General features: G+C 72.5%; 11 protein-coding genes. 3 read left to right on the top strand and 8 right to left on the bottom strand.

All coding sequences use genetic code 11. The annotated features are described in order from the left end of the window. Positions 1 to 334: 334 nt before the first annotated feature. Positions 335 to 1,834: a mechanosensitive ion channel family protein gene (locus VI078_13080; protein HEY6000215.1), complete on the top strand. Its 1,500-nt coding sequence runs from the start codon at positions 335 to 337 to the stop codon at positions 1,832 to 1,834. A gap of 8 nt (positions 1,835 to 1,842) precedes the next feature. After that, positions 1,843 to 3,039 carry a class I SAM-dependent rRNA methyltransferase gene (locus VI078_13075; protein HEY6000214.1) on the top strand — a complete coding sequence of 399 codons (1,197 nt, stop codon included), beginning with the start codon at positions 1,843 to 1,845 and terminating at the stop codon, positions 3,037 to 3,039. A 185-nt stretch (positions 3,040 to 3,224) separates the two neighbouring features. On the opposite strand, the gene VI078_13070 is transcribed toward VI078_13075, so the two are convergent. Both VI078_13070 and VI078_13065 read right to left on the bottom strand, forming a co-directional pair. Then, on the bottom strand, positions 3,225 to 5,207 hold the full coding sequence (locus VI078_13070) for a cation:proton antiporter (protein ID HEY6000213.1): 1,983 nt from the start codon (positions 5,205 to 5,207) through the stop codon (positions 3,225 to 3,227). A gap of 49 nt (positions 5,208 to 5,256) precedes the next feature. Next, on the bottom strand, positions 5,257 to 5,940 hold the full coding sequence (locus tag VI078_13065; GenBank protein HEY6000212.1) for a hypothetical protein: 684 nt from the start codon (positions 5,938 to 5,940) through the stop codon (positions 5,257 to 5,259). Between the two features lie 208 nt (positions 5,941 to 6,148). Here VI078_13065 and VI078_13060 point away from each other — a divergent pair, with 208 nt between their 5' ends. Then, positions 6,149 to 7,213: a 3-isopropylmalate dehydrogenase gene (locus VI078_13060; GenBank protein HEY6000211.1), complete on the top strand. Its 1,065-nt coding sequence runs from the start codon at positions 6,149 to 6,151 to the stop codon at positions 7,211 to 7,213. A gap of 366 nt (positions 7,214 to 7,579) precedes the next feature. Here the strand turns inward: VI078_13060 and VI078_13055 are convergent, their stop codons facing one another. The 6 genes from VI078_13055 to dxr all read right to left on the bottom strand — a co-directional run. After that, positions 7,580 to 7,888, bottom strand: a complete 309-nt coding sequence (locus tag VI078_13055; GenBank protein ID HEY6000210.1) for a hypothetical protein — start codon at positions 7,886 to 7,888, stop codon at positions 7,580 to 7,582. Between the two features lie 25 nt (positions 7,889 to 7,913). Continuing rightward, positions 7,914 to 9,626: a proline--tRNA ligase gene (locus tag VI078_13050; GenBank protein ID HEY6000209.1), complete on the bottom strand. Its 1,713-nt coding sequence runs from the start codon at positions 9,624 to 9,626 to the stop codon at positions 7,914 to 7,916. A gap of 275 nt (positions 9,627 to 9,901) precedes the next feature. Then, the gene (locus tag VI078_13045; GenBank protein HEY6000208.1) at positions 9,902 to 10,408 is read right to left on the bottom strand and encodes a chemotaxis protein CheW; all 507 of its coding nucleotides are present in this window, start codon (positions 10,406 to 10,408) and stop codon (positions 9,902 to 9,904) included. 8 nt (positions 10,409 to 10,416) lie between these two features. Further along, positions 10,417 to 11,517, bottom strand: a complete 1,101-nt coding sequence (ispG, locus tag VI078_13040) for a flavodoxin-dependent (E)-4-hydroxy-3-methylbut-2-enyl-diphosphate synthase (protein HEY6000207.1) — start codon at positions 11,515 to 11,517, stop codon at positions 10,417 to 10,419. Then, positions 11,517 to 12,623, bottom strand: a complete 1,107-nt coding sequence (gene rseP, locus VI078_13035) for an RIP metalloprotease RseP (protein HEY6000206.1) — start codon at positions 12,621 to 12,623, stop codon at positions 11,517 to 11,519. Before rseP ends, ispG begins: the two co-directional genes overlap by 1 nt. Next, positions 12,624 to 13,624, bottom strand: a 1,001-nt coding sequence (gene dxr, locus VI078_13030; protein HEY6000205.1) for a 1-deoxy-D-xylulose-5-phosphate reductoisomerase, incomplete at its 5' end; no start/stop codon positions are given.

Below are 13,624 nucleotides of genomic sequence, written 5' to 3'. Positions count from 1 at the left end.
CGCCGCCAAATCAGCGAGGCTGGCGACGGCCTCGATGCCGCCCTGCCGCAGCGATGCCGCGGCGTGTGGCGCGGGGTCGAAGCCCACCACGGGCACTCCCGCGGCGGCAACCCGCCTCGCAATCTGCATCCCCATCCGGCCTGCGCCGACTATCCCGAACGCCATTGAGACACCTCCGGCCCAGGACTAGGCCCGTGTGGCGAATGTAGGGGGACGCCCCGGGCCTGTCAAGGAATGCGCCGGCGGCGCCCGCACTTGACCCCGCCGCCGGCCTCCCATACCGTACACGCAGCGCGCCCGCGCACCGCGGACGCCCGCGAAGGGGGGGGAGACCGTGCTCGCAGCAACCGCCGGCGCGTCCGCCGCCGAGCTGCCCCTGTCAGCGGCGCTGGCGGCGGCGGCCGTCCTTGCCGCGGGCGTCGCCCTCGGCAGCCGGCTCCGCTGGCAGGCTTCGCTGCGCCGCACGCTGTTCTTCCTGCTGCTGGCCTCCCTCGTCGCCGCCTGCGCCTCGCTGCTCCCCCCGGGCGCCCGGGACGCGGCCGGCCCCGGCCTGCTGGTCGCCGGACGGATCCTCGCCCTGGTCGGCCTCCTCGAGTTCGTGCAGTTCCTCCTCCTCGACCTGGTGCTCGTCGCCTGGCTCCGGCGCTCGCCCCCGCCCCGCATCCTGCGCGACTTCGCGACGCTGGCCCTGGCGCTGACGGCGTTCTTCCTCCTCCTGCGCGGGACACTCGGCGTGAACCTGGCGTCGCTGCTGGCCACGAGCGCGATGATCTCCGTCGTCCTCGGCCTCGCCCTCCAGGACACGCTCGGCAGCTTCTTCGCGGGGTTGGCGCTGCAGATGGAGGCCCCGCTGGCGATCGACGACTGGGTGCGCGTCGGCGAGAGCGACGGGCGCGTCAGCCAGGTCGGCTGGCGGACCGTGCGCATCGTCTCGCTCGACGGCGACGAGATGACGTTCCCGAACTCGCTCGTGACGCGCTCGCCCCTCACCAACTACTCGCGCCCGACCCCGGCGCACCGCGCCTTCCTCGACGTGCACGTGGCCTACCGCCACCCGCCCGGCGAGGTGCTGGCCGCGCTGACCGACGCCATGCGCGGCGTCCCCGGCGTGCTCGAAGCGCCGCCCGCGCAGGCGCTGGTCTGGGAGTTCGGGGAGTCCGCGGTCCTCTACCGCGTCCGCTACTGGCTCGACGACTACCGGCGCATCAACGACCTGCGGGGCGAGATCGCCGCCCGCGTCTGGTACCGCCTCAACCGCGACGGCATCGAGCACGGTTTCCCGGCGCGCGTGCTCCGGCGCGAGCCGCCGTGCGCCCCGGCCGAGGAGGCCTCCCGCCGGACGGCGGCGGCGCTGCGGTGCGTCGACATCTTCGAGGCGCTCAGCGACGACGAGCGCCTGGCCCTGGCCGCCCGGCTGCGCCCCCAGCTCTTCGGCGCGGGCGAGACCGTCATCCGCCAGGGTGACCGCGGCGACTCGCTCTTCCTGGTCACGCGCGGCCGCGTCGAGGTGCGCGTCGCCAGCGCCGGCCAGGAGACCGTGGTCTCCACGCTCGGCCCGGGCAGCTTCTTCGGGGAGATGTCCCTGCTGACGGGTGACCCGCGCACCGCGACCGTCGTCGTGCTCGAGGGGGCCGAGGTCGTAGCCGTCGGTCGCGAGGACTTCCGCCACATCGCGGCGGCAAACCCCCGCGTGCTCGAGGAGATGACGCGGATCGTGACGGCGCGCCGCAGCCGCCTCGCCGAGAGCATCCGCGAGAGCGAAGAGGCCGCGGCCGCGCGCGCCCGGGAGCACGGCGACCTGCTCGAGCGCGTCCGCGCCTTCTTCGGGGTGTAGGGCGCGGCGTGGACGGCGCGGGCGAAGGGACGGTCCGCCTCCTGCCGGGACGCGAGAAGGCCGCGCGCGCGGGACACCCCTGGATCTTCTCCGGCGCGGTGGGCAGGGTCGCCGGCGACCCTGCGCCCGGGGACGTCGTCCGCGTCGAGGACGCCGGCGGCGCCTTCGTCGCCCGCGGCTTCTACAGCCCCGGCTCGCGCATCCGTGTCCGCGTCGTCGAGGCGCGCGAGGACGTCGGCGTCGACGGCTTCTGGTGGCGCGATCGCCTGCGTGAGGCCGTCGCCCGCCGCCGCGATCTGCTCGCCGAGCCCGCGGGCGCCTGCCGGCTGGTCTTCTCCGAGGCCGACCGCCTCCCGGGGCTCGTCGTCGACCGCTACGCCGACCGCCTCGCGGTGCAGGTGCACACGCCGGGGGCCGAGCGGATGCGCGCGGAGACGCTCGCGGCCCTGCGGGAGCTGCTCGCGCCCGCGGCGGTGCTCGACCGCTCGGATCCCGAGCATCGGGCGCTCGAGGGCCTCGGGCCCCCGCCCGACGGCGAGGCGGGTGGTGCGGGCGCGCCGGTCGAGATCGCCGAGGCCGGCCTGCGCTTCGTCGCGAACCTCGCCGCCGGCCAGAAGACCGGCTTCTACGTGGACCAGCGGCTCAACCGTCCCGCCGTCGCGGCTTGGGCGCGCGGCCGGCGCGTCCTCGACGCCTTCTGCTACACCGGCGCGTTCTCGGTCCACGCGGCGCGCGCGGGCGCCACGTCGCTGACGCTCGTGGACTCCTCGCAGGAGGCGCTCGACCTCGCCGCCCGTCATCTCGGGCTGAACGGCCTGGACGGCGTGCCGACCGAGGTTCGCCGCGGCAACGCCTTCGAGGAACTGCGCCGCCTGCGCGACGCCGGCCGCGGATTCGATCTCGTCGTCCTCGACCCGCCGCGCCTGGCGCCGACCCGGGCCCAGGCCCAGAAGGCGGCGCGGGCCTACAAGGACGTCAACCTGCTGGGCATGAAGCTCCTCGCCCCCGAGGGAATCCTCGCGACCTTCTCCTGCTCGGGCGGGATAGAGCCGGCCTTCTTCCGCGAGATCGTCCGCTGGGCGGCGCAGGACGCGGGCCGCGAGGTCCAGGTCCTGGAGGTGCTCTCGCAGCCGCCGGACCACCCGGTGCTCCTGAGCTTCCCGGAGTCGGAGTACCTCAAGGGGCTGATCTGTCGCGTTCTTTGAAGCCCGTCACCTTCCCAAGCCCAGCTCTGCCGACACAACCGGAGCCATCAGAAGGCGTATGTGAGGCGGGCGCCGTCCAGGGGTACAGCGGCGGCAGCCGCGCCATAGGGGGCGGAGCCCCCTTGGAAGCGCCCGCCAGGCCCACTCTCGCACGGCGTGAGCCAGTGCCGGGCGCTGACGGGCTCTTATGGGCGGCCCTCAGGCGAGAGCAGCCGGTCGGCGGCGTCGACCTCGCGGTGGGCCCCCATGACCACCAGGATGTCGCCGAGGGCGAAGCGCCAGTCCGGCGGCGGGTTCGTCTGGGCCTTCCCCTGGCGGATCACGGCGACGACGCTGACGCCCGTTTCCTCGCGCAGCCGCAGCTCCGCGAGCGTCCTGCCGAGGGCCGGCGACCCCTCCAGGAGCTGGACGTTGTCGACCGCGCTGGCGGCGAGGATGTGCGCCAGCTGATCCTGCAGGCGCGAGGGCATGCGCAGGCCGCGCAGCATGCCGTAGCCCTCGCGGCGCACGAGGTCGACCTGGATCGCGATCACGTTGCGCGGCACGAGCAGCTCGCGCAGGACACGGGTGAAGATCTCGACCGATGTCTCGAATTCCTCGGCGATGACCTCGTCGGCACCCAGGCGGGTCAGCTCCGAAATCTCGCGCAGAAACCGCGTGCGCACGACCAGGTGGATGGCAGGGTTCACCGCGCGGGCCACGGTCACCACCTGGCGCGTCGCCAGCGGGTCGGAGATGGCGACCACGAGCACCCGCGCGCGGTCGAGCGCGACCGCGCGCAGCACCTCGGCGAGCGTCCCGTCGCCGTAGCGCACGTCGTGCCCGGCGCGCCGCCCCTCCTCCACGAGCACGGGGTTCAGGTCGAGGACGAGGTAGGGGATCGAGGTCGCCGTGAGGACGCGCGCGAGATTCGCCCCGTTGAGCCCGTAGCCGACGATGACCACGTGCTCGCGCAGCGCGCAGCTCTCGTGGAGCGCGTCCGCCGGCGGCGGGGCCGACGCCTCGCCGAGCCGCCGGGTCAGGCGCAGCGCGAGCGTGTGCGCCGAGGAGATCAGGAACGGCGAGACCAGCATCGTCAGCGCGGTCACCGCGAGCAGCACCTGGTGGTCCCGTCCCGAGACGAGCCCCAGCGGCAGGGCGGCCGCGGCGATCACGAGCGCGAACTCCCCGACCTGCGCCAGCGTGAGCCCCGCGGTGAACGAGATCCGCCAGGAAGGGTACACGAGCCGGCAGGCGAGCGAGGCGAGCAGGGCCTTGCCGGCGACGGCGAGCACGGCCAGCCCGGCGAGCGACCAGGCCTCCGCCACGACGAAGCGCAGGTCGAGGAGCATGCCGAGCGAGGTGAAGAACAGGCCGCTGAAGGTCTCCTTGATCGGCACGATCTCGGCGAGCGCCTGCGGGCCGTAGTCCGACTCCGCGAGGATCAGGCCGGCGAGGAAGGCCCCCATCGCCAGGGACAGCCCGAAGCGCGAGGCGAGCCACGCCGTCCCGAGCAGCAGGAAGACCACGAGCAGGCTGAAGACCTCGCGCGACTGCGAGCGCGTCGCGTACGCGAAGAGCCGCGGCGCGAGGTACCGCCCGGCGAGGAGCAGCGCCGCCATGCCGGCGAGGGCCTTGGCGACGGCGGCCGCGGCGGCGAGGGGGCTGGCCGCGCCGCCGGCCGCGAAGACCGCCAGCAGCGCCATCGCCGGTATCACCGCGAGGTCCTGGAAGATCAGCACCCCGAGCGCCAGCTGCCCGTGCGGCGTGGCCATCTCGCCGCGACCGGCGAGGATCTTGAGGACGATGGCGGTGCTGCTCAGCGCCCCCGCGAAGCCGAGCAGCGCCGCGCCGCCCCAGGGCGTCCCCCGCGCCGCGAGGAAGAGCGCCCCCGCCACCGCGGTCAGCCCGAGCTGCGCCGCGCCCGCGCCGAGGAAGAAGCGGCCGTAGTCGACGATCCGGCGCAGGGAGATGTCGAGTCCGATCGCGAACAGCAGCAGGGCGATGCCCAGTTCGGAAACGTCCTGGACCTCGCCCGAGTGGTGAATGAGCCCGAGCCCGCTCGGCCCGATGAGCATGCCGGCGAGCAGGAAGCCGGCGACGCTCGGGAGGTTGAGCCGGCGGAAGAGCAGCACCACCCCGAGCGCCGCGCCGAGGCACAGCGCGACGTCGCTCAGCAGCCTGGGCATCGTCCCCTCCCGCGTCGCGGCGCCCCAAGCGCCGCGGTCGTCGCAGCCGTCACGGAACGAAGCTCAGTGTCACGGCGAGGAGCGTCGCGCTGAGCTCCTCCGTGCGGCCCCGGTCGGCGCCGCTGGGGTCGAAGGTAACCCCGACGGCGCCCGTCTCCACGCCCGCGCACAGCTGCTCCGAGAGCGGGAACTCCCACCCCAGGCCGACGCGACCGCTGAAACCGCCGTACGAACCGCCTCCTCGCTCGGCAGGCACATCGACCAGCCCAAGGCCAAGGCCCGCCTTGATGTAGAAGCCGTGCGGCAACAGCGGGAACCACGTTACGAGACAATCCACCTGGTTCATGCCGGCCGCCGTGTCGCCGCCGTCCCAGCCCGTCCACCCGAGCCCCATGCGCAGCGTCTCGGCCTGCAGGCCCGCCTCGACAAAGTGAAGCGCCTGCCAGTCGAAGTACGTCTCCGCCCGGCCCAGGTCGCCAACGGCCGACACTTCGCCGAAACCGGTGCCGAAACCCACCGTCCCGTACAGACCGGCGTTCAAGGATCCCCTGCCGCTTCGCGACACGCCCACGCAGCCCTGCGAGCGCACCGCTTCATCCATCGTCTGGCGAAGCGCGCCGGCCGCCTCCTCCACGGTGTGCCGGCCATCGCGGGGCGCGTCCTCCCAGGCGAAGGCGATCCGCGGATGCAGCGCCAGGAATGAGAGCACGAGCGCGACAGTACGTCGCTTCACTGCATCTTCTCCCTCGCAGATCGTGGCCCTGGCATGGTGGCGGCAGCCGGCCTCCGACCCCGCGCCTCGCGCAGTCCGCGGGTAGACCGCGCCGTCGGAGCCTGGACGGATTCTACACGATCGCACGCAGGTCACCGTCCTTGTCAAAGCCGGGCCGCGCCGGTACAATCCCGGGCATTTTCAACGGGATTCACCCAGGGAGGCGGGAATGGCGAAGAAGTACAAGATCGCGGTGCTCGGCGGCGACGGGACCGGGCCCGAGGTGGTGCGCGAGGGCGTCAAGGTGCTCAAGGCCGTGGCGGCCGTCGAGGGCTTCAAGCTCGAACTGGTCGACTACGACTGGGGCGGCGACCGCTACCTGCGCACCGGCGAGGTGCTCCCCGCCAACGCGGTCGCGGAGATGAAGAAGCACGACGCGATCTTCCTCGGCGCCATCGGCCACCCCGACGTGAAGCCCGGCATCCTCGAGAAGGGCATCCTGCTCGAGCTGCGCTTCGGGCTCGACCAGTACATCAACCTGCGGCCGATCAAGCTCTTCCCCGGCGTCGAGACGCCGCTCAAGGACAAGGGGCCCGCGGACATCGACTACGTCGTCGTGCGCGAGAACTCCGGCGACGCCTACACCGGCTCCGGCGGCGTGATGATGAAGGGCACGCCGCACGAGGTCGCGACGCAGACCGCCGTCTACACGCGCCACCAGGTCGACCGCTGCCTGAAGTTCGCGTTCGAGCTGACGAAGAAGCGCAGGAAGAAGAACACGCTGGCGCTCTGCGGCAAGACGAACGTGCTGACCTTCCTCTACGATCTCTGGGAGCGCGCGTTCCACGAGATGGGCGCCGCGAAGTACCCGAAGATCAAGCGGGAGTACTATCACGTCGACGCGACGTGCATGTGGATGGTCAAGAACCCGGAGTGGTTCGACGTCATCGTCACCGGCAACATGTTCGGCGACATCATCACGGACCTCGGCGCGATCACGCAGGGCGGCATGGGGATCGCCGCCGGCGGCAACATCAACCCCGAGGGCGTGTCGATGTTCGAACCGATCGGCGGCTCGGCGCCGAAGTACACCGGCCAGAACATCATCAACCCGCTGGCGGCGATCTGCGCCGGTCAGATGATGCTCGAGACGCTCGGCGAGGAGAAGGCCGCGGCGCGCATCGAGAAGGCGGTGATGAGGGTCGTCGCGAAGGACCTGAAGTCGCTCAGCGCCGGGAAGATGGGGAAGAGCACCTCGCAGGTGGGGGACCTCGTCGCGAAGTACGCCGTCTAGAACAGCAACTGACGGACCCGTGCAGGCTGCGGGGTCCTGTCGCTGCGCACCCCCGTCGGTGCTCGCTCCGCTGCGCGCCGCCGGGGGTCCCCCGCTTCGCGCCACCCCTCCGCCGGTCAATTGTCATCCAACAACATTCAAACGACTTCCCCAGCCGAACCTGTGTGCCGGGAACATGCCAGGCGGGGACGGGGCGGCGACGGGCGGGCGCATGGTCGAGCGCTCGGGCACCGCAGCGTCTGGATTGGAGCGTCCCCGCAGGGGCCAGTTATGCGTTTCGAGCGCAGGGCCGGACAGGCCCAGGGCGAGCGCGCAGCTCAGCGGCCGATCGGCGCCGCCCCGTCCCCGCCGTCCCTGCCCCCTGTCCTACTCGAAGATCCTGGTCTCGAAGCCCGACGCCTCGAGGTCGCTGATCAGGTTCTGGTAGTCGCGCGGCGTCCCGAGCCCGACCTCGTGGACGAGGATCGTCGCGCTCCTCGGTTTCGTCAACTTCCGGGTGAGCTTCTCGGCCTTGAGCAGCGCCTTGACGCTCCCCTGCCGGTATCCCGTCTTCGACTCCATGCTCAGGACCACGGCGGCGCCCTTCACCCAGCGCGGGTTCGGGTTGAAGACCAGCCCGTAGCTGTAGTCCTCCTCCCAGGTGTCGTCGCCGCGAAAGTGAACCGTGAAGTGCATCCCCACGCTCCGCCGCGACGTCGCCCTACACCAGCGTCCCGAGCAGCCGCTCGACCGTCGCCGCCAGCTCCGCCAGCGGCGCCTCCGACTTCTCGCCGGTGCGGCGCACGCGCAGCTCGCCGACGCCCTTCGCGAGCGACTTGCCGCCGAGCACGACGCGCAGCGGCATGCCGAGCAGGTCGGCGTCCTTGAACTTCACGCCCGGCCGTTCGTCACGGTCGTCCCAGAGGACCTCGATGCCGCGCTTCTCGAGGTCGGCGCTGAGCGCCTCCGCCGCCGCGCGCACCGCCGCGTCGGTCTCGCTCATCGTCACCAGGTGCACGGGGAACGGCGCCAGCGGCACCGGCCAGATGATCCCGTCGGCGTCGTGGTTCTGCTCGACCGAGGCCGCGACGGTGCGGCCGGTGCCGATCCCGTAGCAGCCCATGACGATCTCCTGCTCCTTCCCCTGCTCGTCGAGGTAGACGGCCTGCATCGCCCGGGTGTACTTCGTCCCGAGCTTGAAGACGTGCCCGACCTCGATGCCGCGGACGATCTCCAGCGGCTTGCCGCACTTGGCGCAGGGGTCGCCCGGCTCCGCGCTCTTGAGGTCCGCGAACGCGGCCACGGCGAAGTCGCGCCCGTGGCAGACGTCCTTCAGGTGCGTGTCGGCGGCATTGGCGCCGACGACGAAGTGCGCCATCGCCTCGACGTGCCGGTCGGCGAAGACCGGCACGCCCGCGAGGCCCACGGGCCCCGCGAAGCCGACCGGCGCGCCCGTGGCCTTCTCCACCTGGGCCGGCGTCGCCGGCACCGCCTCGCGTCCGCCGAGATGGTTCTTGAGCTTGGTCTCGTTCACCTGGTGGTCACCGCGCACGAGCACGGCCACGATCTCGCCGCCCGCGTCGAAGAGCAGCGTCTTGACAAGGCGCTGCGCGTCGACGCCGAGGAACGCCGTGACCTCCTCGACCGTGCGCATCCCGGGCGTCGCCACGCGCGCGGGCAACCGCCCCGCGTCGACATCTTCGGTGCGCGCCGGCTGGGCGACCTGCGCCTTCTCGAGGTTCGCGGCGTAGCCGCAGGCGGTGCAGGAGACCACGGCGTCCTCGCCCGTGTCCGCCAGCACCATGAACTCGTGCGAGAACGAGCCGCCGATCTGCCCGGAGTCGGCCTCGACCGCCTTGAAGCGCAGGCCGCAGCGCTCGAAGATCCGCTGGTAGGCGCAGAACATCGCGCGGTAGCTCTCCTCGGCGCCCGCCTCGTCGCGGTCGAAGCTGTAGGCGTCCTTCATTCCGAACTCGCGCCCGCGCATCAGGCCGAAGCGCGGCCGGATCTCGTCCCGGAACTTGGTCTGGATCTGGTAGAGGTTCACCGGCAGCTGCCGCCACGAGCGCACCTCGCGGCGCACGAGGTCGGTGATGACCTCCTCGTGCGTCGGCCCGAGACAGAAGTCGCGGTCGTGCCGGTCGCGAAGGCGCATCAGCTCCCGGCCGTAGACGTCCCAGCGGCCCGTCTCGCGCCAGAGCTCCGCCGGCGAGAGCGCCGGCAGCAGCACCTCGAGCGCGCCGGCGCGGTCCATCTCGCCGCGCACGATGGCCTCGACGCGCCGCAGCGCGCGCAGGCCCAGCGGCAGGAAGGAGTACACGCCCGCCGCCGTCTTGCGGATCATGCCGGCGCGCAGCATCAGCCGGTGCGAGACGACCTCGGCTTCCGCGGGGTCTTCGCGCAGCGTGGGGACCAGGTACTGGGTCAATCGCATGGTGTTCCCTCTCTTCTATCGATCAAGGATGCTCTGCACCGTCCATTCCGACGCATTATGCACGAGTCGCGTGATTTTTGAAGAATTCGCCATGGCGTCCAACACACATCGACAGCGCGAGTCAAGCAGGAGCGTCATGATCGGTCATGGCAAGGCAGCGGGGATGGGCGCGCGGAGGTGTGCTGGTGCACACCGCACCACCGCCACTCGCAGGCTCGCGGCGGCAAGGACCGCACCGCAGCCAGGGCGGATCAGGGCCTCCTGATTGACCCGCGCTAAACCAATGACTGCTGCTGCAGCTGGGCGAATTCCTCGGTGGAGAGCAGCCGGTCGAGGTCGAGGATGCTGATCAGCTCCTCCTTGACGCGGGCCATGCCCGAGATGTAGCGCGCGCCGGCCTCGAAGGTCAGCTGCGGCGGCGCGCCGATGGCGCTGGCGGCGATCGGCAGCACCTCCGTGACCGCGGTGACGATGAGCCCGACGTGCTGCCCGCGCAGCGTCGCGATCACGATCCGCGTGCGCTTGTCGGCCTCCAGCGCGCCGATGCCGAAGCGCCGCGCGAGGTCGATCACGGGGATGATCTCCCCGCGCAGATGGATGACCCCCTCGACGAACGAGAGCGCCTGGGGGACGCGCGTCACGGGGCGCATCCGGTCGATCTCCCGCACCCCGGAGATCTCGAGGCCGTAGAGCTCCGGCCCGACCCGGAAGGTGACGATCCGGACGGTGGCGTTCTCGGGACGGACCGTCGCCCGCCTCTCGCTCCTGCGCTTGAGCACCATCGTCGCGCCTACCCCCGCCCGCGGGCCCGCCTGCGCCGCGCGGCCTCCTCCCGCACCGCCCCGGTCAATGCCGCGATCATGCGCGATTCCGGCACGGTTTTCAACACCTGCCCGCGCGCGAAGATCACCGCCTTGCCGCGCCCTCCCGCCAGCCCGACGTCCGCCGCCTTCGCCTCGCCCGGGCCGTTCACCGGGCAGCCCATCACCGCCACCGTCAGCGGTTCCGCGACGTCGGCCAGCGCCCGCGCCACGGCGCGCGCGGTGCGCCGCAGGTCCACGCCGCAGCGGCCGCAGGTCGGACAGGAGACGATCTCCACGCCCTCGCGGCGCAGCCCCAGGGAGGCGAGGATCTCGCGCCCGACGCGCACCTCCACGAGCGGCGAGTCGGTGAGCGAGACCCGCAGCGTGTCGCCGATCCCGTCGGCCAGCAGCGTCCCCATCCCCACGGAGGACTTGACGATCCCGGCCAGCCCGAAGCCGGCCTCCGTGACGCCGAGGTGCAACGGGTAGCGCAGGGCGCGGGCGGCGAGGCGGTACGCGGCGATCGTGTGCGGCACGCTGGAGGCCTTGAGCGAGACGACGATCGCGGTGAAGCCGACGGCCTCCAGGTCCCGGACCGCCCGCTGCGCGCTCTCGACGAGCGCAGCCGGCGTGGCGCCGCCGTGCTTCGCCGCGATCTCGCGCTCGAGCGAGCCGGCGTTGACGCCGACGCGGATCGCGCAGCCGCGCTCCTGCGCCCGCAGGGCCACCTCCTGCATCCGCGCGGTGCCGCCGATGTTCCCCGGGTTGATCCGCACCTTGTCCGCGCCGGCGGCGATGCACGCGATCGCGAGCCGGTGGTCGAAGTGGATGTCCGCGACAAGCGGCAGCGAGACCTTCCCGCGGATGCGGGCAAACGCCTCGAGGGCGCCGCGGTCCGGCACGGCGACGCGGCCGATCTGGCACCCGGCGCGCTCGAGGGCGCGCAGCTGGCGGACCGTCGCGCCGACGTCGCGCGTGTCGGTCTTGGTCATGGACTGCACGCTCACCGGCGCGCCGCCGCCGACGGTCAGGGCGCCGACGCGCACCGCGACCGTCCGGCCCACTGGCGCAGCCGCCGCTCCGCGCATCAGAAGCCCTTGTCCCCCGTGATGTTCCGGCTGATGTCGTTGTAGAAGGCGAAGAGCATCAGCAGCACCAGCAGCGCGAGGCCGATCTGCTGCGTGATCTCCCGCGTGCGCCGGCTCAGCGGCTTGCCGCGGACGGCCTCGGCCAGCAGGAACCAGATCTGGCCCCCGTCGAGCACGGGGATCGGGAAGAGGTTGAAGAGGCCGAGCGAGATCGAGAGGAACGCGCTGAAGAACACCAGGTTCATCACCCCAAGCTGCGCCTGCTGCTTCGCCATCTGCACGATCATGATCGGTCCGCCGATGGTCTTCGCGGGCACGACGCGCTGGAAGATCTTGACGATCCCCACGATCGTCAGCTCCATGATCTCGCCGGTGCGCCGCAGGCTCTGCCAGGCCGCGTCCACCGGCCCGAAGCGGCGCGTCACGAAGCGCTCGGCCGGTGTGATCCCGATGAGCCCGACCGTCGTCGCCTCGCCGAAGACCGTCGCCGAGGGCGAGGGGCGCGGCGTGATGGACAGCGCCAGCGTCTCGGAGCCGCGCCGCACGGTGAACTCGCGGGCCCTGCCGGCGCTCGCGTGCACGACCTCCGTCAGCTCGTCCCAGGTCCCCACCGGCCGGCCGTCGATCGCCGCGATCACGTCGCCGGGCCGCAGCCCGGCGTCGGCGGCGGGGTAGTTCGGCTGCACGGTGCCGATCTCCGTCAGCAGCGTCGGCACCCCGGCCATGAACACGACCCAGAAGACCGCAATCGCGAACACGATGTTCGAGATCGGGCCGGCGCCCACGATGAGCATGCGCGCCCACACCGACTTGTGCTCGAACGACGTCGCCGGATCGGGCGGCGGCTCCGACGGCGCCGCGTCCGCGCCCTCGGCGGGGGCCCTCTCCTCCTCGCTGTCCCCGACCATCTTCACGAAGCCGCCGAGGGGGAACGCCGAGATCGCGTACTCGGTCTGCCCGCGCTTGACGCTCCAGACGCGCGGGCCGAAGCCGATGGAGAACTTGAGCACCCCGACGCCGAGGCGGCGCGCGGCGATGAAGTGCCCGAGTTCGTGCACCAGCACGAGCGCCGAGAGCACCAGGATCGCGGTGATGAATCCGGTCATCTATGTCCTCCGTGGGGGTTCGAAATCGTCCAGGACCGCGCGCGCCGCCGCGCGCGCCGCGGCGTCCGCGGCGAGCACCTCCGGGATGCCGGGCTGCGCCGGCCCGGCCGGCTGGCGCTCGAGCACCGCGGCGACCAGCGCCGGGATGGCCGTGAAGCCGAGGCGCCGCGCGAGGAAGGCCTCGACCGCGACCTCGTTCGCCGCGTTGAGCACCGCCGGCGCCGTCCCGCCGCGGGCGAAGGCGTCGTAGGCCAGCCGCAGCGCGGGGAACCGGCCGTGGTCCGGCTCGTGGAACTCCAGCCGCCCGAGCGCGGCGAGATCCAGGCGCTTCCACGGCAACGCCACGCGCTCGGGGTGGTGCAGCGCGGCGGCGATCGGGATGCGCATGTCCGGCGGCGACAGGTGCGCCAGCAACGCGCCGTCGCAGAGCTCGACCGCGCCGTGCACGATGCTCTGGGGGTGCACGACGACGGCGATGCGCTCGAGCGGCACCCCGAAGAGCCAGTGCGCCTCGATGACCTCCAGGCCCTTGTTCATCAGCGTCGCCGAGTCGATCGTGACCTTCGCGCCCATGCTCCAGCTCGGGTGGCGCAGCGCATCCTCCGGGGCCACCGCGGCAAGGTCCCCGGCACGCCGGAAGAACGGCCCGCCGGAGGCGGTGAGGATGATGTTCCGGACCTCGGACGGTTCGCGGTCGCGCAGCAGCTGGAAGAGCGCGCTGTGCTCGCTGTCCACGGGGAGGATCGTCCCGCCGGAGGCACGCACCGCCCCCGTGATCGCGGCGCCGGCCGCGACGAGCGACTCCTTGTTCGCAAGGGCGATCGTCCTGCCGGCGCGCGCCGCCTCCCACGTGGGCAGGATGCCGGCCGCGCCCACGATGGCCGACAGCACGATCTGCGCCTCGGGGTGCACCGCCGCGCGCACGAGCCCCTCCTGCCCGGCCCCGACCTCGATGCCGGTGCCCGCCAGCTCGCGCCGCAGCTCGCCCGCCGCCGCCGGGT

Source organism: bacterium, from assembly GCA_036524115.1.
GTDB lineage: Bacteria > JAUVQV01 > JAUVQV01 > JAUVQV01 > DATDCY01 > DATDCY01.
The sequence above is the reverse complement of the archived record's forward strand: the minus strand, read 5'-3'. Positions and strand labels throughout refer to the sequence as shown.